Annotated in this window: 22 protein-coding genes; 10 read left to right on the top strand and 12 right to left on the bottom strand. The window is 72.1% G+C overall.

The features are described 5' to 3' along the window. Positions 1 to 242 precede the first annotated feature (242 nt). Positions 243 to 1208, bottom strand: a complete 966-nt coding sequence (locus tag ACFY04_RS10675) for a diacylglycerol kinase family protein (protein WP_351153940.1) — start codon at positions 1206 to 1208, stop codon at positions 243 to 245. 84 nt (positions 1209 to 1292) lie between these two features. Between ACFY04_RS10675 and ACFY04_RS10670 the strand changes: the two genes are divergently transcribed. Beyond that, positions 1293 to 1742 (top strand): hypothetical protein, encoded by a 450-nt coding sequence (locus tag ACFY04_RS10670; RefSeq protein WP_389115621.1) that lies wholly within the window; start codon positions 1293 to 1295, stop codon positions 1740 to 1742. 28 nt (positions 1743 to 1770) lie between these two features. Here ACFY04_RS10670 and ACFY04_RS10665 read toward each other — a convergent pair whose 3' ends face one another. From ACFY04_RS10665 to ACFY04_RS10655, 3 genes are all read right to left on the bottom strand, one after another. Beyond that, positions 1771 to 2820, bottom strand: coding sequence for an RNA polymerase sigma factor SigF (locus ACFY04_RS10665; RefSeq protein ID WP_389115619.1), 1050 nt, complete (start codon positions 2818 to 2820; stop codon positions 1771 to 1773). Continuing rightward, on the bottom strand, positions 2817 to 3230 hold the full coding sequence (locus ACFY04_RS10660) for an anti-sigma regulatory factor (RefSeq protein WP_030012703.1): 414 nt from the start codon (positions 3228 to 3230) through the stop codon (positions 2817 to 2819). Before ACFY04_RS10660 ends, ACFY04_RS10665 begins: the two co-directional genes overlap by 4 nt. Before the next feature lie 205 nt (positions 3231 to 3435). Further along, entirely contained in the window at positions 3436 to 3696 is a 261-nt protein-coding gene (locus tag ACFY04_RS10655; RefSeq protein WP_373041000.1) for a UBP-type zinc finger domain-containing protein, read from the bottom strand. Positions 3697 to 3908: 212 nt separating this feature from the next. Here ACFY04_RS10655 and ACFY04_RS10650 point away from each other — a divergent pair, with 212 nt between their 5' ends. Next, the gene (locus tag ACFY04_RS10650; RefSeq protein ID WP_389115618.1) at positions 3909 to 5489 is read left to right on the top strand and encodes a Na+/H+ antiporter; all 1581 of its coding nucleotides are present in this window, start codon (positions 3909 to 3911) and stop codon (positions 5487 to 5489) included. Positions 5490 to 5710: 221 nt separating this feature from the next. Here ACFY04_RS10650 and ACFY04_RS10645 read toward each other — a convergent pair whose 3' ends face one another. From ACFY04_RS10645 to ACFY04_RS10620, 6 genes are all read right to left on the bottom strand, one after another. After that, positions 5711 to 6619, bottom strand: a complete 909-nt coding sequence (locus ACFY04_RS10645; RefSeq protein WP_389115616.1) for a 1-aminocyclopropane-1-carboxylate deaminase/D-cysteine desulfhydrase — start codon at positions 6617 to 6619, stop codon at positions 5711 to 5713. A gap of 63 nt (positions 6620 to 6682) precedes the next feature. Next, positions 6683 to 7039, bottom strand: a complete 357-nt coding sequence (locus ACFY04_RS10640; RefSeq protein WP_389115615.1) for a hypothetical protein — start codon at positions 7037 to 7039, stop codon at positions 6683 to 6685. Continuing rightward, positions 7036 to 7974 (bottom strand): MerR family transcriptional regulator, encoded by a 939-nt coding sequence (locus ACFY04_RS10635; protein WP_389115614.1) that lies wholly within the window; start codon positions 7972 to 7974, stop codon positions 7036 to 7038. The genes ACFY04_RS10640 and ACFY04_RS10635 overlap by 4 nt, the downstream gene beginning before the upstream one ends. A 152-nt stretch (positions 7975 to 8126) precedes the next feature. Next, positions 8127 to 8717: an N-acetylmuramoyl-L-alanine amidase gene (locus ACFY04_RS10630; RefSeq protein ID WP_389115613.1), complete on the bottom strand. Its 591-nt coding sequence runs from the start codon at positions 8715 to 8717 to the stop codon at positions 8127 to 8129. Between the two features lie 128 nt (positions 8718 to 8845). Further along, complete coding sequence (locus ACFY04_RS10625; RefSeq protein ID WP_389115612.1) at positions 8846 to 10042, bottom strand: globin domain-containing protein; 1197 nt, start codon at positions 10040 to 10042, stop codon at positions 8846 to 8848. A gap of 156 nt (positions 10043 to 10198) precedes the next feature. After that, positions 10199 to 10654, bottom strand: a complete 456-nt coding sequence (locus tag ACFY04_RS10620; RefSeq protein ID WP_389115610.1) for an RrF2 family transcriptional regulator — start codon at positions 10652 to 10654, stop codon at positions 10199 to 10201. 237 nt (positions 10655 to 10891) lie between these two features. On the opposite strand from ACFY04_RS10620, the gene ACFY04_RS10615 reads away from it, so the two are divergent. The 5 genes from ACFY04_RS10615 to ACFY04_RS10595 all read left to right on the top strand — a co-directional run bounded on the left by ACFY04_RS10615 (position 10892) and on the right by ACFY04_RS10595 (position 15027). Next, positions 10892 to 12298 carry a family 2B encapsulin nanocompartment shell protein gene (locus ACFY04_RS10615; RefSeq protein WP_389115608.1) on the top strand — a complete coding sequence of 469 codons (1407 nt, stop codon included), beginning with the start codon at positions 10892 to 10894 and terminating at the stop codon, positions 12296 to 12298. After that, on the top strand, positions 12289 to 13347 hold the full coding sequence (locus ACFY04_RS10610) for a family 2 encapsulin nanocompartment cargo protein polyprenyl transferase (protein WP_389115606.1): 1059 nt from the start codon (positions 12289 to 12291) through the stop codon (positions 13345 to 13347). The genes ACFY04_RS10615 and ACFY04_RS10610 overlap by 10 nt, the downstream gene beginning before the upstream one ends. Positions 13348 to 13495: 148 nt before the next feature. Further along, entirely contained in the window at positions 13496 to 14089 is a 594-nt protein-coding gene (locus tag ACFY04_RS10605) for a GNAT family N-acetyltransferase (protein WP_382539798.1), read from the top strand. 110 nt (positions 14090 to 14199) lie between these two features. Next, positions 14200 to 14787 (top strand): dihydrofolate reductase family protein, encoded by a 588-nt coding sequence (locus ACFY04_RS10600; protein ID WP_389115603.1) that lies wholly within the window; start codon positions 14200 to 14202, stop codon positions 14785 to 14787. A 36-nt stretch (positions 14788 to 14823) separates the two neighbouring features. Then, positions 14824 to 15027 carry a hypothetical protein gene (locus tag ACFY04_RS10595; protein WP_314243914.1) on the top strand — a complete coding sequence of 68 codons (204 nt, stop codon included), beginning with the start codon at positions 14824 to 14826 and terminating at the stop codon, positions 15025 to 15027. A gap of 1 nt (position 15028) precedes the next feature. On the opposite strand, the gene snpA is transcribed toward ACFY04_RS10595, so the two are convergent. Continuing rightward, entirely contained in the window at positions 15029 to 15697 is a 669-nt protein-coding gene (gene snpA, locus ACFY04_RS10590) for a snapalysin (RefSeq protein ID WP_389115602.1), read from the bottom strand. A gap of 209 nt (positions 15698 to 15906) precedes the next feature. Between snpA and ACFY04_RS10585 the strand changes: the two genes are divergently transcribed. From ACFY04_RS10585 to ACFY04_RS10575, 3 genes are all read left to right on the top strand, one after another. After that, positions 15907 to 16842 carry a LysR family transcriptional regulator gene (locus ACFY04_RS10585; RefSeq protein WP_389115600.1) on the top strand — a complete coding sequence of 312 codons (936 nt, stop codon included), beginning with the start codon at positions 15907 to 15909 and terminating at the stop codon, positions 16840 to 16842. A 163-nt stretch (positions 16843 to 17005) separates the two neighbouring features. Then, a complete protein-coding gene (locus ACFY04_RS10580; RefSeq protein ID WP_389115599.1) occupies positions 17006 to 17632 on the top strand; it encodes an RNA polymerase sigma factor in 627 nt (208 codons plus the stop codon). Continuing rightward, positions 17629 to 18759, top strand: a complete 1131-nt coding sequence (locus ACFY04_RS10575; RefSeq protein WP_389115597.1) for a CU044_5270 family protein — start codon at positions 17629 to 17631, stop codon at positions 18757 to 18759. The genes ACFY04_RS10580 and ACFY04_RS10575 overlap by 4 nt, the downstream gene beginning before the upstream one ends. On the opposite strand, the gene ACFY04_RS10570 is transcribed toward ACFY04_RS10575, so the two are convergent. After that, complete coding sequence (locus tag ACFY04_RS10570) at positions 18731 to 19612, bottom strand: hypothetical protein (protein WP_389116020.1); 882 nt, start codon at positions 19610 to 19612, stop codon at positions 18731 to 18733. The two genes, ACFY04_RS10575 and ACFY04_RS10570, sit on opposite strands and share 29 nt — an antisense overlap. Positions 19613 to 19707: the final 95 nt, after the last annotated feature.

The raw sequence follows: 19707 nt of genomic DNA, 5'->3' as shown, positions 1-19707 counted from the left end.
CCGCCCGGTTTCACGCGGGTGATCAGTCAGAGATTCGTGGAGGGGTTCTGGCGCTCTGTGTGGGTGCCGGGTGTTGCGGGCTGTCCCGATCGCCATGAAGAGATTCGCAAACCTCGGACGGGGATACAACCCCTTCCGGAAAGTTTTTTTTGATTCGTCGGTGTCTACTAGGTCACAGCCCTACATCGTGAGGGTGGACCGACGTGTAGACGTTCGAGTGAAAGGCCTCAAGGCCCTTCCAGTCACACAATCACACGCAGTGCCCGGCGTACGCCTGTGAACCGAACGCTGGTCCGCAGTCCGAGGTGATCGCCGTCCATCTGGAAGGGGAGCGGAACCTTCGAATGCAAGGTGAAGTCGGTCAGATCGTGCAGAGTCACCGCGTGCTTGCCGTGCGGACCCCGCTCAGGAGTGGAGGTCAGGAGCTGTGTCGCGTACCGCGCGACCGCCGGAGTTGACAAACGGTCCAGTGCCAATACGTCAAGCGCAGTATCGAACGAGGCTTCGGGGGAGGCGTAAAGCGGACGATTCCCCAGATACGTCCACGGTGACGTATTGCACACTATCGACAGCACCAGATCGGTCACCGGGTCCGCTCCGGGGCGCTCCAGCGTGACCGTGCCGTGACGCCGGTTCGGCTCCTCCCAGAACTGGCGCATCAGCTGTCGCACATACAGGGCGTGCGTCGAACGCTTGCCGCGCTCGCGCTGCTGCTCCACCCGGCCCACCACACCCGCGTCGAAACCGAAGCCCGCGCAGAACGTGAACCAGCGGGCCGGGACCGACTCGTCCTCCGTGCCCGGGGTGCCGGCCGCCAGGCCCAGACCCACCGTCCGCTCGCGCTGCTCCCGCAGCGCGTCCAGCAGGGCGCCGGTCGCCTCGACCGCGTCGTTGGGCAGTCCCAGCGCGCGCGCGAACACATTGGTGGAGCCGCCGGGAACCACCGCGAGCCGCGGCAGCCGTTCAGGATCGGGCCCGTTGTGCAGGAGCCCGTTGACCACCTCGTTGACCGTGCCGTCGCCACCGAGGGCGACGACGAGGTCGAGCCCCTCGTGCGCGGCCTTGCGCCCCAGGTCCCGGGCGTGCCCGCGGTACTCGGTGGTGACCGCCTCCAGCTTCATCTCGCTGGCCAGGGCATGGGTCAGGACATCGCGCGTGCGCGCACTGGTGGTCGTCGCTGCTGGGTTGGCCACGAGAAGTGCACGCATGAGCGCCAGACTACCCACCCCTTCACAAGCCGACCCTACTGCCCGTCCCCTCCGGGGTCCGGAGTGCGCCGCTACCCTGCTGGAGTGAGTAAGAAGCAGCCCGCGAACGCCCCCGCCCCCGCCGCCGTCCCGACCGCCGCGCTGCCCGGCCGGCTGACCGCGGCCGCCGCGCTCACCGCCCTGGAGGGCCTGGCGCTGGCCGGCCTCGGGCTCTACATGCTGTTCGTGGGGATCGCCGGTGACCCCGACTCCCCGCAGCAGGCCGAGACGGGCGGGATCACCCTGCTCGCGCTCGCCGCGCTGCCGCTGGTCGCGGCCCGCGGGCTGCGCCTGGGCCGCCGCTGGAGCCGCGGCCCGGCGCTGATCACCCAGCTGATGGCACTGCCGGTGGCCTGGACCCTCTACAGCACCGGCGGCGCGATGATCGCCGCCGCCGTGGCGCTGGCCGTGGCCGCGGTGGCCGTCGTGGGGCTCCTGGTGAATCCGACGGCGACCGAGGCTCTGGGTATCGGGCCCGGGGAACAGGCCCGATAACCGGTCGTCCGGTTCCTCCTGCGCCCGCCTACTCCTCGACGAGGAGCTTCTCGCGGAGCTGGGCCAGCGTGCGGGCCAGCAGCCGGGAGACGTGCATCTGGGAGATGCCGACCTCCTGGGCGATCTGCGACTGGGTCATGTTGCCGAAGAAACGAAGCAGCAGGATCCGCTTCTCCCGCGGCGGCAGGCCCTCCAGCAGCGGCTTGAGGGACTCGCGGTACTCGACGCCCTCCAGGGCCTCGTCCTCCGCGCCCAGGGTGTCCGCGACCGCCGGCGACTCGTCGTCGGTGTCCGGGACGTCGAGGGAGAGCGTGCTGTAGGCATTGGCCGATTCCAGCCCCTCCAGTACCTCCTCCTCGGAGATCCCCAGCCGCTCGGCCAGTTCGTGCACCGTCGGGGAGCGGCCGTGCTGCTGGGACAGTTCGGCCGTGGCCGTCGTCAGCGAGAGCCGCAGCTCCTGCAGACGACGCGGCACCCGCACCGCCCAGCCCTTGTCACGGAAGTGGCGCTTGATCTCGCCGACCACCGTGGGCGTGGCGTACGTGGAGAACTCGACCCCGCGGTCCGGGTCGAACCGGTCCACCGACTTGATGAGGCCGATCGTCGCGACCTGGGTCAGGTCGTCGAGCGGCTCACCGCGGTTGCGGAAGCGCCGCGCCAGGTGTTCCACCAGCGGCAGGTGCATCCGTACCAGCCGGTTGCGCAGCTCGGCCTTCTCCACCGACCCGTCGGGCAGCGCCCGCAGCTCGATGAACAGGGCCCGCGCGCCGCTGCGGTCGCGCGGATCCGGCAGCGCCGGGGTCACCGGGAACACCGGCACCGGCGCCACCGGGGGCACCACGGGGACCGTGGCCTCGGCCTCGGCTCCCGTCCCGGTCGGCTGGGATGGTTGTGGTTGTTCCTGCTGGTTCTCGCTCATAGGGCCCGCCCGTCGCTCCGCCGAGTCCAAAAAGCCGTCTTCCGCATCCGCGTCAGCCGGGTGCGGCCGGGCGTGCTGCTGCTCCGGGATGCCGCCGTCGACCTCGTGCCGTACCCGGGGCCGATCCCCGCCCCGCACCGGGATCTCCCCGCCGCTCACGCCGGGCCTGGTCCCGCGCCGCGCTGTTTGTAGAGGCTGATGCTCACCGTCCGGTTCTCCTCGACCGTGGCCTCGACCTTGCCGGCCAGCGCCGACAGGACCGTCCACGCGAACGTGTCACGCTCCGGTGCGCGCCCGTCGGTGGTCGGCGCCGAGACGGTCACCTCCAGCGAATCGTCGATCAGCCGGAACACGCAACTGAGGACGGAGCCCGGCACGGCCTGCTGGAGCAGGATCGCGCAGGCCTCGTCCACCGCGATGCGGAGGTCCTCGATCTCGTCGAGGGTGAAGTCCAAACGTGCCGCGAGGCCGGCCGTGGCCGTCCGCAGCACCGACAGGTAGGCACCCGCAGCGGGCAGCCGGACTTCCACGAAGTCCTGAGTCCCGGGCTCGCCTGCGATCTGGGACACCCTCACCTCCAAGGTGGTACGAGCTCTGTTCGCCGGTGACGCTATCGCGATCCGGGCGATCGTGTCGCGGCACCCCTCTTGGTGCCCGCTTCGAGCACCCCGCCTGCGAGCCAGTGACTGATGGTAAGCCCATGGGTACGCACAGTGGCTAGGGGTCTGCGGGGCCCAAATCAGGGGAACCGGCGGAGGGTTGAACTACCCCGCTTCAGACGATCGAACCGTCGACAAAACACCAGCGCCAGGTCTCACCCGGTTCGTAGCTCCGCATCACCGGATGGCCGGTCTCCTGGTGGTGTGCCGTGGCGTGCCGGTGGGGCGAGGAATCACAGCAGGCCACGTGCCCGCACACCAGGCACATCCGCAGCTGCACGGGGTGGCTGCCGAGGGCCAGGCATTCGGGGCAGGTGTGGTGGGAGGGCACCGGTTCGGGACGCGGCAGTTCGGCAACGTGGGTGCACTCGCTCATCGCATTCTCCTTGTACCGGAACCCCGGCCTTCAGTCTCGGGGCGAACCGCGCGCACGGGCCGGAGCTGCGATGCAGCGGAGTGTCGATGCGTCACGCTTTGACCGGAGCTTGATCTCGTACAGAATACGTTCCCGCCGTGCGAGTCATGGGGATCTCCTCGGCCAAGCCCGCGCGTTCGGGGCGAGCGGCCGACGATTGAGGTGGATCTTCGATGGAGGTATTGCCGCTGGTGGCGCTGATCGCCGGCAGCGCGGCCGTCGCGGGGCTGGCCCGCCGGACCCCGGTGCCCGCGCCGCTGCTGCTGGTCGCCGCCGGTCTGCTGGCCGGCTACGTGCCGGGGGTGCCCGCCTACACGCTCGACCCGCACATCGTGCTGCCGCTGCTGCTTCCGCCGCTGCTGTACACGGCCGCCGTGGACAGCTCGTACCTGGACCTGCGCGCGAACATCCGGCCCATCGCGATGCTCTCGGTGGGCTACGTGCTCTTCGCGACGCTCGCCGTCGGGTACGCGGCGTACCTGCTGGTGCCGGGGCTCACCGTGCCGGTGGCGCTGGTGCTGGGCGCGGTGATCGCACCTCCCGACGCCGTCGCCGCCACCGCGATCGCCCGCAAGCTCCGGCTGCCGAACCGGATCACGACCATCCTGCAGGGCGAGTCCCTGGTCAACGACGCCACCGCGATCACCGCCTACAAGGTGGCGCTGGCGGCGGCGGTCGGGGTCAGCGCCGGCTGGGCGGGCGGGATCGAGGAGTTCCTGCTGGCCTCGGTCGGCGGCATCGCCGTGGGCCTGCTGCTGATGGTGCCGATCCACCACCTGCGCACGCGGCTGAGGGAACCCCTGCTCCAGAACACCCTGTCGCTGCTGATCCCCTTCGTGGCGTACGCGGCCGCCGAGCGGGTGCACGCCTCCGGGGTGCTCGCGGTGGTCGTGGTCGCGCTGTACCTCGGGCACCGGAACTGGCAGGTCGACTTCGCCACCCGGCTCCAGGAGGAGGCGGTGTGGAGGGTGGTCGCCTTCGTGCTGGAGTCGGTGGTCTTCGCGCTGATCGGGCTCCAGCTGCCGGTGGTCCTCAAGGGGCTGGGCGAGTACGACGGCCTGCACGCGGCCTGGTACGCGATCGCCGTGTTCCTCGCGGTGGTGGTGGCCCGGTTCCTGTGGGTGTTCCCGGCGACCTTCGTGCCCCGCTGGATGTCGCCGCGGATCCGGGACCGGGAGCCGGAGACCGACTGGAAGGCCCCGGTCATCGTGGGATGGGCCGGGATGCGGGGGGTGGTCTCGCTGGCCATCGCCTTCTCCGTGCCGATGCCGGTGCCGCACCGGAACCTGATCCTCTTCCTGACCTTCACCACGGTCATCGGGACGCTGGTGGTGCAGGGGCTGACGCTGCCGCCGCTGATCCGGGCGCTGAAGCTGCCGCCGAAGGACGTGCAGGCCGAGACCCTGGCGGAGGCGCAGGCGCAGAGCGAGGCCTCGCGGGCGGCCGAGGAGCGGCTTGCGGAGCTGCTGGAGGAACCGGAGAACAGCACGCTGCCGCCGCCGCTGGCGGACCGGCTGCGGACGGTCATGGAACGCCGGCGCAACGCGGTGTGGGAGCGGCTGGGCGAGGTCAACCCGGAGACGGGGGAGTCGGCCGACGACGTCTACCGGCGGCTCGCGCGGGAGATGATCGCGGCCGAACGGGAGGTCTTCGTGACGCTGCGGGACCAGCGGCGGATCGACGACGAGATGCTGCGGGCGCTGCTGCGCAGGCTGGACCTGGAGGAGGCCGCGGCCTACCGCGAGGAGACGTAGGCCCCTGCGGGGGTGGCGCGAGGCAGCGGGCCTGGCTGTTTCGGCCTCGCCGGCGTTTGAGGCAAGGGGTCCGGGGCGGAGCTCCGGGAAACGCTGAAAGGGCGGGGCGGGGCGGGGACCGGCTCCGCGCAGCGGCGGGGGTGCCGAGTGCGGCGCTGCGCGCGGAGCTTCGCGGGCTTCGCAGGAGGCGGCCCGGGTGGGCTGCCCGCGCACCCGGCGGGTCACGGCCGGCCGGTGATCACCGCGGCGAGGACCGTGCCGTGCGGGAAGGCGCCGGCCGCGGTGAGCTGGGTCAGGGCCCAGAGCAGCTTGGCCACGTAGATCCGCTCCACCGCAAGGCCGTGGCGCGACCCGAAGTCGGCGGCGAAGGCCTCCAGCTCGGCCGGGACCCGGGCGTAGCCGCCGTGGTGGAAGTCCTCGGCCAGGGTCCACGCGCCGGCCGGGCCCCCGAAGGCGGCCGCCTGGAGGGAACGTATCTCCGCGGCCAGGAACCCGCCCGCCAGGACCGGAACCCCGAGCGCCCGCTGCCCGGGGGCCAGCCCGGCCGCGAGGCCCGCCAGCGTCCCGCCGGTACCGCAGGCCACCGCCACCACGTCGGCGGCGCCGCGCAGTTCACGGCCGAGTTCGGCGCAGCCGCGCAGGGCGAGCGTGTTGCTGCCGCCCTCGGGGACCACGTACGCGCCGCCCGCGCCCGCCGAGTCCACCAGCCGGGCCAGCTCCTGCGGCTCGGCCTTGCGGCGGTACTCCGACCGGGACACGAAGTGCAGCCGCATCCCGTCGGCGGCGCACCGGGCGAGCGAGCCGTTCAGGGGCCGCCCGGCCAGCTCGTCCCCGCGCACGATGCCGACCGTCCGCAGCCCGAGCAGCCGCCCGGCGGCGGCGGTGGCCCGCAGATGGTTGGAGTACGCCCCGCCGAAGGTGACCAGGCCGTCGTGGCCGGCGTCCATGGCCGCGCGCAGATTGGGCGCGAGCTTGCGCCACTTGTTGCCGGGCAGCTCCGGATGTACGAGGTCGTCGCGCTTGAGCAGGAGCCGTACGCCGTGCCGGTCGAACCTGTCGTCGCGGATCTCCTGCAGGGGCGACGGCGGGCGCGGCTGCAGGAGCACGTCAACGTTCGGGGGGTGCTTCACCCGTCCATTGTGAACCGCCCGCCCCGGGCCACCGCACGTCCACGCCCGGTGCCGATCCCCACCTCAGCGAGCCATCCAGGGGACGCGGCAGGTGTGGGGGGCCGTGCCCTCCGGGCAGAGGGTTCCGGTCACTGTCCGGCGGATCGCCCGCCATGTGCGCAGGGAGCATTCCAGGCGGACGCGCAGTTCGACCGCGCGGCGTGCGCCGCTGCTGTGGCCGGGATGTTCCACGTCCCACTGTTCCGCGAGGAAGTCGTACATGTCGGCGGTCGACAGCCCGCTCCCGGGGTGGGTGTCCACGACCGTCTCGCCGATGATGCGGGCGCTCCGGGGGCCCACGGCGTCCTCGACGAGCTGCCCGACCCATGCCAGGCCCTGCTCGTCCGCGTACAGGCCGAACCTCAGCTCGCGTGTCCTCATCGCGCCGCGCCTTCGAAGGCGGCGGTGAACCAGGAGTGCACGGGGGCGAGCGTGGGTGAGGCGGGCCGGCCGCCGACCGTGGCCAGGAGCTGCCAGTAGCGCCCGGTGTGCGGGTCGGCGGAGGCATGCAGACGGGCGAGGAGCCAGCGGCGCAGGTCGCCTTCGCCGGCCCGCCCGAAGGCGTCGGCGTAGAGACCGCCCAGCGAGTCGGTGAGGGACTCACCGGCGGCGGAGGCAGGCAGGAGGCCGGCGGACACGGCTTCGCCGACCCGTTCGCGCAGCGCCCGGTCGACGGCGTCGTGCAGGGCGCCGACCTCGTCCGGCCCGGACGGTTCCTGCGCCTGCTCCTCGGCCGTGCGGCGCAGTGCCGTACGGAAGTCCGGGTCCTGGCAGAGCCCGGCGAGCTCCACCCAGGCCTCGATCTGTTCGGGCGTGGGATCGTCGGGGAGCTCGGGCACGGCGGAGCGCATCAGGCTCACGAACTCGGGGTTGGTGTCGAGGCCCTCGAAGGTGCTGTCGATGAAGCCGGACACCAGGCGGTGCTGTTCGGCCCGGGAAAGCGTGGCGAGTCGGTGCATGAGGTTCATCTCCATCGGGGTGGGGCCGCGTCCGGCGATCGCGCGGAGCACTGCCCGGCGCAGGCGGAGCGTGTGGATCTGCACGTCCAGGGCATTGGCGTGGGCTTCCGCGACGTCGGGTACGGATGCCTCCCGGTCCAGCACCCTGCGTACGGTCGCCAGATCGACCCCGAGATCGCGCAGCGTGCGGGCCAGGTCCAGGCGTGCGAGTGCGTCGGGGCCGTACAGCCGGTAGCCCGCCGGGCTCCGGCCGGCCGGCGGGACGATGCCCTTGTCGGAGTAGAACCGGATGGTCTTCACCGACTGGCCGGTCCGTCGCGAGAGTTCTCCGATGGAATAGAGCGTGTCGCTGTCCATGCCCCCACCTTCGTGTCTCCCCCCACGGGAGACTCAACCAGGGGCAGGACCTTCGGGCCACGGGATTTCCGCTGCCGGGCGCGGCCGGATCCCGCAGGGCGCGGGGCCCGTCTCCTGAGGTCCTCCGGGGGACGGGCCGCGCGGTGAGCGGGCTACTTCAGGCGCTCGGCGATGCGGTTGCGCATGGAGTCCATCGTGAAGCCCCTGGGGTCGGGCTTGCCAGGCTGCCATTCGCGGTGGCCGATCACCGAGCGGGCCGTCCAGCGGTGGATCCGGCAGACGGCCGCCGAGGCGCGGGCGATGGCGTCGAGCTGGACGGCCGGCCAGGGGTCCTCGCCGTCGCCGAGGTTCTCGCACTCGAAGCCGTAGAAGTGGCGGTTGCCGTCGGTGTCCGTCTCGTTGTCCGGCGGCAGCCGCTTCTCCGCGATCACCGCCGCCAGGACGTCGGAGTCGCCGGCGCCCGCGTGGTTGGCGCGGCCGTAGCCCACGAGGTGGACGCGGCCGTCCTTGGCGATCACTCCGTGGCAGAGCGGGCCGGGCAGGGCGCTGTGGCCCTCCCGGCAGAGCTCGACCGTGTACGGGGTGCCGCGGGTGACGGTGTGGTGGATCATCACCCCGTGCACGGGCCCCCAGGGGCCCTTGTGGTTGCGGTTGTGGGTGCGCCAGGCGCCGACTTCGACGACGGTCAGGCCCTCGTTGCGCAGTGCGTTGATGAAACGGTCCGCGGACATGGGTGCGGCCATGGCCGCCTCCTTCGTTGCGGTGCGCGGCGGGCACCCTCTGCGCCCGTCTCGTCACCCTCCGGTTTAGTGGAGGCGGCCCTTCCGCGGCTAGTGCATTCGTACGGTGAGCGAGCCGATCCGGCCAGGGATCAGGCCGATGCGAGCCACAGGTCCGGGCCGAACACCTCGTAGTGGATGTCGGCGGCCGGCAGCCCCTTGGTGATCAGCTGCTCGCGCACGGCCCGCATGAAGGGGAGCGGCCCGCACAGGTAGGCCCTGGTGCCCGGGGCGAGGGGGACGGCCGAGAGGTCCATGCGGCCCTCGCCGTCGCCCGGCTCCGCCGACTCCTCGTACCAGAACCGGGCCGAGGCGTCGGGCAGCTTGTGCGTCAGCGCCCGGTGGTCGCCCCGCAGCGGGTGGTCGGCGGGGGAGCGGTCGGCGTGCAGCACGGTCACCGGGGCGGTGTGCCCGGTGTCGGCCAGGTGCTCCAGCATCGACAGCATCGGGGTGCAGCCGATGCCGGCCGAGGCGAGCAGCACCGGGGCGGCCGAGTCCGCCAGGACCAGGTCGCCGTACGGGACCGAGACGCGCAGGGTGTCGCCGGTGCGGACCCGGGCGTGCAGGTGGTTGGAGACCTCGCCGTCGGGGCCCGCGGCGGCCGGGCCGTGGACCCGCTTCACGGTGATCGCGCGGACCGTGGAACCCGGGGAGGTGATGAGGCTGTACTGGCGGATCTGGCGGGCGCCGTCCGGGAGTTCGACCTGGACCGAGACGTACTGGCCGGGCCGGTGGGCGGGCGCCGGGGAGCCGTCCGCGGGGGCGATTTGGAAGGTGGTGCAGTCCGCCGTCTCCGCCACCCGGTCGGTGACGGTCCACTCGCGCCACACGTCACCGGCGACGACCCGCTGCTCGGCGTAGAGGCGCTCCTCCAGGGCGATCAGGGCGTTCGCCATCAGCCAGTAGACCTCGTCCCAGGCCTCGGCGACCTCGGGGGTGACGGCCTCGCCGAGGACCTCGGCGATCGCCTCGAAGAGGTGCTGGTGGACGACCGCGTACTGCTCGCGGGTGACGCCGAGGCTGGCGTGCTTGTGGGCGATGCGGCCGAGCATCACGTCGGGCCGGGTGTCCGGGTGGGCGAGGAGGTGGGTGGCGAAGGCGGCGATGGAGCCCGCCAGTGCCTGCTGCTGGAGGCCGGCCTTCTGGTTGCCCCGGTTGAAGAGGTCGCGGATCAGTGCCGGGTGCGCCGCGAAGAGCTTGGTGTAGAAGAGCTCGGCTATGTCGCCGATCGCCGCCCCGACGGCGGGCAGGGTGGCTCGTACGGTCGCGCTCGACTTCTCGGACAGCATGGGGAACTCCTCGCGTGATGGACGTGACTGTGTGAATTTGCATCTAAGATGCGTATTTTTGATCGCAGAAGAACCGCTGCGGTGCGGACTTCTGTTCGGACCCCCCGCCGGACCGGTTCGGCGGGGGGCGGTAATCGGCCACCCGGCCCGGAGGGGTCAGGGGCCCCCGGATCCGGTCGGTGCCCTGCTCGAAATGCCCAGCAGGAGCGGTCCGGTCGGAGACGCCACCAGGTCGTTCACCGTGAGCGGGTCCAGTGCGGCGTAGAAGGCCTCCTGGGCCCGGCGCAGGGCGCCGCGCAGGATGCAGGCCCCGCGCAGCGGGCAGGGGGTGGCGCCTTCGCAGTCCACGACGTCCCCCTCGCCCTCCAGCTCGCGCACCACCGCGCCGACCGGCGCGGCGCGTCCGGCGGCGGTCAGGGCGAGCCCGCCGCCACGGCCGCGCCGGGCCTCGATCAGGCCGAGGTGCTGCAGCCTGGCGACCACCTTGGCGGTGTGCGTGTAGGGGACCTCCATGGTCGCCGCCACGTCACGGGTGGTCGGGAGGTCCGTTTCCTCGACGGCCAGGCGCATCAGGACGCGCAGTGCCAGGTCGGTGAATCGGGTCAGCCGCATGGGGCCAGCGTAGGGAAACTTGCATCCTTGATGCAAGTTAGACCGGGTGTGAGGTTCACGCTTGGCCGAAATCGATGGGGTGCGTGGGGCTGAAGAGGCTCATGGGGGAGATGGGTGACCCCAAAGAGTGCCCCGCGCCCGGACGGAGTAGTCCCACCCTTTTGTGTAATGGTCCGACCACTTTCCGTACTGACAGGCTGCATCCGCAGATCCATGGAGTGATCGAAAGGGAAAGACATGTCGGTCCAGGCAGGTTCCGAGTCCGAGGTCCAGACACCGCAGCGCAGTCTTGGGACGGCGGCCGCACGGAACTTGGCAACCACGACCAAGTCCGCGCCGCAGATGCAGGAGATCACCTCGCGGTGGCTCCTGAAGATGCTGCCGTGGGTGCCGGTGCAGGGCGGCACGTACCGCGTCAACCGCAGGCTGAGCTACTCGGTCGGCAACGGCGTCGTGGAGTTCGTCAAGACCGGCACCCAGGTCCAGGTGATCCCGGCGGAGCTCGGCGAGCTCCCGCTGCTGCGCGACTACGAGGACCTCGACGTCCTCGGTGAACTCGCCCAGCGGTGCCGGCAGATCGACTTCGAGGCCGGCCAGGAGCTGACCTCCTTCGGCAGCCCCGCCGACCAGGTCTTCCTGCTCGCCCACGGCCGCATCGACCAGATCGGCCCCGGCCCCTACGGGGAGGACGCCGTCCTGCGGACCGTCGCCGACGGCGCGTACTTCGGCGACGAGTCCCTCGTCGATGAAGAATCGATTTGGGAGTACACCGCCCGCGCCGCCACCTCCGGCACCGTGCTCGCCCTGTCCCGGCAGGACTTCCAGCTCCTCGCCGACCGGGTCGAGTCGCTGCGGGAGCACGTGGAGGGCGTACGGACCCGGCCCGACCGGGAGACCAACAAGTACGGCGAGGCCGCGATCGAGCTCTCCGCCGGCCACCAGGGCGAGGCCGTCCTCCCCGGCACCTTCGTGGACTACGAGGCCCGGCCGCGCGAGTACGAACTCTCCATTGCACAAACGGTCCTGCGGGTGCACAGCCGCGTCGCCGACCTCTACAACCACCCGATGAACCAGACCGAGCAGCAGTTGCGGCTCACGGTCGAGGCGCTGCGCGAGCGCCAGGAGCACGAGATGCTCAACAACCGCGACTTCGGCCTGCTCCACAACGCCGACTACGACCAGCGCATCCAGCCGCACGACGGCGCGCCCGGCCCCGACGACATGGACCAGCTGCTCAGCATGCGGCGCGGCTCCAAGCTGTTCCTGGCGCACCCCAAGGCGATCGCCGCCTTCGGCCGCGAGTGCAACAAGCGCGGCATCTACCCGGAGTCGGTGGACATCGGCGGCAACCGGGTGCCCGCCTGGCGCGGGGTACCGATCTTCCCGAGCAACAAGATCCCGATCAGCGACGCCCGCACCACGTCCATCCTGTGCATGCGCACCGGCGAGGACGAGCAGGGCGTGATCGGGCTCCACCAGCCGGGCATCCCGGACGAGATCGAACCGAGCATGTCGGTCCGCTTCATGGGGATCAGCGAGCAGGCCATCATCTCCTACCTGGTCACCGCCTACTTCTCGGCCGCGGTGCTGGTGCCGGACGCGCTCGGCGTGCTGGAGAACGTCGAGATCGGCCGTTGGCGCTGACCGCGGTGAACGCCATCGCGACCGGTGAGGGCCAGGACGCCGCGGCCCTGCTGGAACGGACGAGAGAAGCGGTCGACCCGCAGCTGCGCCGCACGGTCGAGAGCCTGCCGGGTTCGATGCGGCGCGTGGCGATGTACCACTTCGGCTGGGAGCACGAGGACGGCAGCCCCGCCTCGGGCGGGGCCGGGAAGGCCATCCGGCCGGCCCTGGTGCTGGCCGCCGCCCAGGCCCTGCGCGGTCCCGGGGCCGGTCCGGCCGACGAGGCCGTACGGGCGGCGGCGGCCGTGGAGCTGGCGCACAACTTCACGCTGCTGCACGACGACATCATCGACAAGGACGTCCGGCGGCGGGGCCGGCCCACGGCCTGGACCGTCTTCGGGACGCCGGACGCCATCATCACGGGCGACGCCATGATGGCGCTCGCGCTGCGGCTGCTCGCGGAGGACCCGCATCCGGCCGCCGCGGCGGCCTCGGCCCGGCTCGCGGCCTGTGTCATCGAGCTGTGCGCGGGCCAGCAGGCGGACTGCGCTTTCGAGCGGCGTCCGCAGGTCACGCTCGACGAGTGCCTGGCCATGGCCACGGCCAAGACCGGGGCGCTGCTGGGCTGCGCCTGCGCGCTGGGCGCCCTGTACGCGGGGGCCGGGCCGGACGAGGTCGACGCCATGGACGCCTTCGGGAGGGAGGCGGGGCTGGCCTTCCAGCTGATCGACGACCTGATCGGCATCTGGGGGGATCCGGGGCACACCGGCAAGCCCGCCGGGGCCGACCTGATCGCCCGCAAGAAGTCCCTGCCGGTCGTGGCCGCCCTCACCTCGGACACCCCGGCGGGGGCCGAGCTGGCCGCTCTCTACGCGGGCCCCATGGCCGGGGACGACGTACGCCGGGCGGCCGACGCGGTGGACCGGGCCGGCGGGCGCGACTGGGCGCAGGCCCAGGCCGCGGACCGGATGGGGCGGGCGGTCCAGCAGCTGTCCCGGGCCGTGCCGGACCTCGGGGCGGCGGGCGGGCTGCTGGCCCTCGCGGAGTTCGTGACGCGCCGTACGAGGTGAGCGCGCGGGGGCGCGGGCAGATCCGGGGAGCCCGAGGGGGGCTGGGCCCGTTCCGGTACCGCACGGTGCCGGAACGGGCCTTACCGCATCTCCGTGTCAACTCTAGGATCGCTCACGGTTGTTGACGCGTGAGTGAAGGGTGTGACCAGTGGTGCTGGAGATACGTCAGGCGGATCAGTCGGACCGGGACGCGGTGGCGCGGCTGCTCGACGAGGCCTTCCGTACCGACCCGGTGAGCAGCTGGGTCTTCCCGGACCCGGAACACCGGGCCGCGGTGCACGGGAAGTTCCTGGGCGTCTTCGTGGACGTGGCGCTGGAGGAGGGCCGGATCGACTACGCCGTGGACGGCTCGGCGGCCGCGCTGTGGCTGCGGATCCCGGCGGGCGTGCCCGAGGGTGAGGACGAGGTCCCGGCGAGGATGCGGGCCGTGGCGGACCCGGACAACGAGCGGTGCGAGCTGGTCGGGCGCCTCACGGGCGCGGTGCACCCGACGGCGGAGGAGCACGAGTACCTGCTGATGATCGCGGTCGCCCCGGGCCGGCAGGGGCAGGGGCTGGGGAGCGAGCTGATCCGGCCGGTGCTGGAGCGCTGCGACCGCGAGGGCGTGCCGGCGTACCTGGAGGCGAGCAGCGAGCGCAGCAAGGGACTGTACGAGCGGCTCGGCTGGGAGTTCACGGGGGAGGCGGTGCGGCTTCCGGACGGGCCGCTGATGTGGCCGATGTGGCGCAAGCCGCGCGGCTGAGAGCCGCGGGTCCGGTCCCGGGGAAGAGGGTCCTTGCGTAACCACTGCAGGTGAAGTACTTTATGCGACGTGCTCCGATGCGGTGGCACTCCCCAGTGAAAGAGAATCGCTTGCGCAAGCTCACGTACTTCATCGCCACGTCCGTCGACGGGTTCATCGGTGCCCCGAACGGCGACGGCGATTTCTTCTACAGCCAGCTCGATGCCGAGTTCGTCGGGCACCTCGCGGCTGAATACCCCGAGACCATCTCGGCCCAGGGGCGCGCCCACCTCGGGATCGCCGACGCCGCGCCCAAGCGTTTCGACGCGGTGATCATGGGGCGCAACACCTACGAGCCGGGCCTCAAAGCGGGCATGACCAGCCCCTACGGCCACCTGCCCGAGCAGTACGTCGTCTCGCGCTCCCTCGCCACCCCGCCGGACCCGCAGGTCCGGCTGATCAGCGGCGACCTGGCGGCCCAGGTCCGCGAGCTCAAGGCCCGGGACGGTCTCGGCATCTGGCTCTGCGGCGGGGCGGACCTCGCCACCCAGCTGATCGACGAGATCGACGAGATCATCGTCAAGACCTACCCGGTCTTCGCGGGCACCGGTATGCCGATGTCCCGCGCCGGCTTCGACGTGCGCCTCCTGGAGCTCACCGGAGTCAAGACCTTCGGCGGCGGCCAGATCATCAGCACGTACGCCGTCCGCCGGAGCTGACCCGCCGAACGCGCGGAACCGGCCTACCGTGGAGGTATGGCCGGTGAACAGCAGCACCACGCGCACGAGACCGTGGCCCCGCAGGCCGGGCACGAACAGCAGACGTGCCCGGCGTGCGGGCGCCGCGTCGACACGGTGGTCAGGCGGCGCAAGTCCCTCGGGATCTTCATTCCCGTGTGGGGCCGGGGTCCCTGCCGGAACCCCGACTGCCCCGATTACGCGGATCCCGAGGAGCGGTGACTCAGCCCTTGGCGGCGAGATCCTTCGCACCCAGACCGGAGGCGAAGCCGTTGGCCCAGAGCTGGTTGACCCGTGCCCGCTCGGCGGAGTTCGGGTTGGCGTTCGTGCACGACGTGCCCGGGCCGCCACCCGACATCAGCTCGCTGCAGGGACCCGAGTAGTGGTCCGGCAGACCCAGCACGTGGCCGGTCTCGTGCGCCGTCACCCGGGTGGAGTTGTACTGCTGGTTCTGCCGGTAGTCCAGGAAGATGTAACCGCGGCCGTGCCCGTCCGTGCTCGCGTACGAGCCACGTGAGTCGTTGCCCTCGCGGTACGAGAAGTTCCCGCCCGAGGACACCTCCTGCAGCTTGACGTTGGACACCGAGCTGTTCCAGATCTGCGTGGAGCGGGCTATCTGGTTGCGGAAGCTCGGGGCACTGCGGGTGTTGTACGTGACGGTCACGGCCAGGGCGCCCGGGTTCGCGGCCCGCTGCTCGGCGACCGAACGCTGCACGGCCTCGAAGAAGGCGCGGTTCGCGGCGTCGTTCTCCGGCGAACGCTCGTACGCGGCGTAGCTCACGGCGTTTCCGGCGGGGGCGGGCGCGGCGGTGGCGGTGGGGACGACACCAAGGGCGGCGGCGAGGCCGAGGCCGACGGTCGTGGCCAGCATGGCCTTACGGGAGTGGCGCATGTGGGGGAGCTCCTACTCGTCCGGTGCGGTGGGGGGTGGTCTTTCGAACCGGAGTCTGCGGGAGGGGAAGTGCCCGGCGGATGATGTCACTCCCCGATAACGCGGGCCTATCGGGGAGATTTCGGCAGCCCAACTAGCGTGAGAATGGCGGGATTCGGGGGCCTATTGGTGACTGGTGCGGTCAGCAGTGACCGGCCTACCCTCGGGACATGGAGCTTGAGGTCAGGCACCTGCGCGCACTGTGCGCCATCGCCGACGCCGGAAGCCTGCACAAGGCCGCCCGGCAACTCGGCGTGAGCCAGCCCTCCCTGACGACCCAGCTGCGCCGCATCGAACGGGCCCTCGACGGAGAGCTGTTCCTGCGCGAGCGGACCGGCTGCCGGCCCACCCCCTTCGGCCGGACCGTGCTGGGCCGGGCCCGCCCCCTGCTCGCCGAGATGGCCGCGCTGGTGGCGGAGGCCCGCGAACTGGCCCACGCCTCGCGGCTGCGCATCGGCTCCACCGCCAGCAGCGCCCTGCCGGGCTGGCTGCGGCGGATCCACCGGCGGCTTCCGGACACCGAGACCTCGCTCGTGGTCGACGTCTCCGCCAACGCGCTGCTCAGGATGGTCGCCGCGGGACAGCTGGACGTGGCGTTCGTGCACGAGGTGGAGGGCAGCCCGCTGCGGGTGCCGCCCGAGCTGCAGATGCACGTACTGATGGAACGGGAACCGCAGTTCGTGTCGATGTCCCGGGACCATCCGGCCGCCGGGCAGGCGGTGGTCTCCTTACGGGACCTGGCCGCCGACCGCTGGATGGTCGACCCCTCGGTCGACGGCGAGTGGGACGGCCTGCGCCGGGTCTTCGCCGGGGCCGGACTCGATCCGCCGGTGCTCCACGCCGACTACCACACGGCGACCTCGCTGATCATCTCCGGCGAGGCCGTCGCCCCGTGCCAGCCGACCTCCGGGCCGCGCGAGGACATGGCGATCCGGCCGCTCCGCGGGGACCCCCTCGCCGTGCGCCTGCTGCTGGCCACCAGGCCGGGCGCGCACACGGAGGTCTACGAGGACCTGCGCGCCGCCTATCGCGAGGCCGCCCTGCGGACACCCCCGTACCGGGCCTGGCTCCACCACCACGCGAGCCCGCTGCTGGAGGTGGCGTAGACCCGTGTCCCAGGCTCTCTCCTAGGCTGTGCCTTCCGGTCCGGGCCGATGCCCGGCCAGGGGCCGAGGCCCCGCCGGCGGCCTACCGCTCCGCGGTGGACGTGACGCAGGTCACGGGAACTCCGCCCCGGGTGCCGGACAGCCGACAGGAGTGACGACAGAGATGCGAACCCGGGTGCGGTCCGGGGATCCGGACGCCTATGCGGAGCTGTTCGACAGCTACGCCCGCACCGTCTACAACCACGCCTTTCGGATGACCGGCGACTGGGCCGCCGCGGAGGACGTCATGTCGGCCGCCTTCCTGGAGGCATGGCGGCTGCGCGGCACGATCGACCCCGAGGGCGGCTCCCTGCGGCCCTGGCTGCTGGGCATCGCCACCAACCTCGCCCGCAACCACTGCCGCAGCAACCGGCGCTATCGGGCCGCTGCCGCCGCCACGGCGGCGGCAGGGGCCGCATCCGTGCCCGACCATGCCGAGGAGGTGGCGGGCCGACTGGACGACCGGCAGCAGATCGCGGCCACGCTCGGGCAGTTGAGCGCCCTGCGCGGACCCGAGCGCGAAGTCCTCCTGCTGTGCCTGGGGGAGGGCCTGGAGTACGCGGAAGCCGCCCGGGTCCTCGGCATCCCGGTCGGAACCGTCCGGTCCAGACTGTCCCGGGCTCGTACGAAGCTACGCAAACTCGCTGAAACAGAACTGAAGAAGAAAAAGCGGGAACCCGCGGCTCGGCCCCGACAGACATATGGCGACCGCACGAACACGGTCCGGTCCGCACAGGAAGGAACCCGATGAACCCCGACCTCTCCCGGCCCCGCCCGGCCGGCGGGGAGGAGCACCCGCTCCTCCTGCCGTTCGCCGAACGGGAACTGCCCGCGGGCCGCCACCAGTTCCACAAGGAGCGCCTGATGGCCCAGATCCACGAAGACCTCCGAGCCGCCGACGTCGCCACCCCCGCCGCCGCCCCGGCCGCCCCCGCCCGTGTCACCAGGGCACGCAACCCGTTCCTGCGCCGGGCGGTCTTCGTGCCCGCCGCGGCCTTCGCGCTGGCCGGAGTGCTTGCCGTCGGCTTCCTCTCCTACGTGGACCGGGGTGCCGCGGACGGACCCGGTTCCACCATCGCCACGGGCCCGGCGCTGACCACCCGGATCGGCACCGCCGACCCCAAGGGGGCGCCGCAGCTCCTGGACCGGATCTCGCTGGCCTCCGCCTCTGCCTCGGCCTCCGGCCCGGCCGTGCGCGCGGACCAGTTCATCTACATCGGCAGCAAGACGGCCAACACCTATGTGAAGACCGTCGGCGACAAGAGCACGCTGGTCAGCGAAGAACTGCACATGCGCCACCAGTGGAACTCCCCGGACGGCACCAACGGCTGGCTGATCGAGCCCGGCAACACCGGACCGGAGGGCGTGACCCTGGCGGGCCCCGACGAAATGGGCAACACTCCGACGCCGTTCCTGAACGCGCCCTCCCACAACTACCTGGCCACTCTGCCCACCGACCCCGACGCGCTGCTCCGTCGGATCTACCAGGAGACCGAGGGCAAGGGCAACGGCCCCGACCAGGAGGCCTTCACCACGATCGGCGACCTGCTGCACGCCAGCTACCCGCCGGCCGAGCTCACGGCCGCGCTCTACCATGCGGCGGCGAAGATCCCCGGCGTGGTGACGGTCGACGACGCGGCCGACGCCGCGGGCCGCAGCGGCATCGCGGTCGCCCGGCTCGACGAGCACTCCGGCCGGCGCGAGGAGTGGATCTTCGATCGCCAGACCCTCGCGTTCCTCGGCGAGCGCAGCGTCCAGGTCCAGGGCGAGTCCGGCGAGCAGGGCCTGATCAAGCCCGGCACGGTCGTGTTCACCAGCGCCGTCATGACCCGGACGGTCGTCGACCGGATCAAGGAAGTGCCGCCCACGGCCCGCTGATCGCCCACCCGCCGACCGCCCCCGGGCCCGGCGCCGCGCCCCCCTGGCGCCGCGCCCGGGCCCGGTCGTACGCCAGGGACGCGGTTCCGTGCGCCAGCAGGACCGCACCCGCCGCCGCCCAGCCCGGGCTGCGGCGGTGGGCCGCCCAGGCCAGCAGGGGTGCGCCGGCCGCCATTTGAGCCGCGCCCAGCAGCCGGGCCCTCGGGCCGCGGACCCACGGGCCGAGCGGGCCCTGTTCCACCGCGTCGAGCTCGGCCCGTACCGCGTCGCGCCAGCCGGACCACTCCAGCACCTCCACGCCGGGAGCCACCCGGGCCGCACCCCGCAGCCGGTCGGCCGATTCGCCCGGGGCGAGCCCGGGCGGCAGGGCCAGTCCGGCGCGCGTGAGCAGGGCGGCCAGCGCGAGCAGCCGGGCCTCCCCGTCCACGGCGGGGTCGGCGTCGGCGCGGGTGAGGCGCTCCAGTTCCTCCAGGTCGAGCACGGGGTCCAGGCCGAGCCGCGCCGACAGGGTCCGCATGGCGTCGGGCTCGCCGGCCGGGCGCCCCGCCGCGTCCCACGCGTAGGTGACGGTCCGCCGGAACCCGCCGGCCAGGGCGAATCCGGTCCGGCCGCCCTCCCACCACAGGCTCAGCACCGGCCGGTCGGTGCCGATCGCGATCGCCGAGCCCCAGGCGGAGAGGACCTCCGGCACGGATTCCGGGCCGTCCCGCCACGGCTTGTCCTCGGGGACGAGCACGCTCCACGTGCCCGCCGGGGCGAGCAGCAGGCGTACGCGCAACAGATGTGCCGGGGGCCGGATGGCAAGGGGTTCGGCGCGGCAGAGCAGCATTCCACCGGTCGCGGCCCTGGATATTGACATGCCCACACAGTAGTGCAAAACACCCCGAACCGTGGGGTTTCGGGAGGGCGCTTGACTTCCCTCAACCGCGATATATCGTGTTAGCAGAA

The sequence above is a fragment of the Streptomyces sp. NPDC001549 genome, assembly GCF_042894025.1.
Classification (GTDB): domain Bacteria; phylum Actinomycetota; class Actinomycetes; order Streptomycetales; family Streptomycetaceae; genus Streptomyces; species Streptomyces kutzneri.
This window is presented reverse-complemented; position numbering and strand designations above follow the sequence as displayed.

Coding starts and splice junctions, on each gene's coding strand:
- ACFY04_RS10585 (WP_389115600.1), top strand. CDS start 15,907: ATGGAGCTTGAGGTCAGGCACCTGCGCGCACTGTGCGCCATCGCCGAC.
- ACFY04_RS10620 (WP_389115610.1), bottom strand. CDS start 10,654: ATGCGGCTGACCCGATTCACCGACCTGGCACTGCGCGTCCTGATGCGC.
- ACFY04_RS10575 (WP_389115597.1), top strand. CDS start 17,629: ATGAACCCCGACCTCTCCCGGCCCCGCCCGGCCGGCGGGGAGGAGCAC.
- snpA (WP_389115602.1), bottom strand. CDS start 15,697: ATGCGCCACTCCCGTAAGGCCATGCTGGCCACGACCGTCGGCCTCGGC.
- ACFY04_RS10635 (WP_389115614.1), bottom strand. CDS start 7,974: ATGGACAGCGACACGCTCTATTCCATCGGAGAACTCTCGCGACGGACC.
- ACFY04_RS10640 (WP_389115615.1), bottom strand. CDS start 7,039: ATGAGGACACGCGAGCTGAGGTTCGGCCTGTACGCGGACGAGCAGGGC.
- ACFY04_RS10650 (WP_389115618.1), top strand. CDS start 3,909: ATGGAGGTATTGCCGCTGGTGGCGCTGATCGCCGGCAGCGCGGCCGTC.
- ACFY04_RS10630 (WP_389115613.1), bottom strand. CDS start 8,717: ATGGCCGCACCCATGTCCGCGGACCGTTTCATCAACGCACTGCGCAAC.
- ACFY04_RS10595 (WP_314243914.1), top strand. CDS start 14,824: ATGGCCGGTGAACAGCAGCACCACGCGCACGAGACCGTGGCCCCGCAG.
- ACFY04_RS10580 (WP_389115599.1), top strand. CDS start 17,006: ATGCGAACCCGGGTGCGGTCCGGGGATCCGGACGCCTATGCGGAGCTG.
- ACFY04_RS10655 (WP_373041000.1), bottom strand. CDS start 3,696: ATGAGCGAGTGCACCCACGTTGCCGAACTGCCGCGTCCCGAACCGGTG.
- ACFY04_RS10625 (WP_389115612.1), bottom strand. CDS start 10,042: ATGCTGTCCGAGAAGTCGAGCGCGACCGTACGAGCCACCCTGCCCGCC.
- ACFY04_RS10675 (WP_351153940.1), bottom strand. CDS start 1,208: ATGCGTGCACTTCTCGTGGCCAACCCAGCAGCGACGACCACCAGTGCG.
- ACFY04_RS10615 (WP_389115608.1), top strand. CDS start 10,892: ATGTCGGTCCAGGCAGGTTCCGAGTCCGAGGTCCAGACACCGCAGCGC.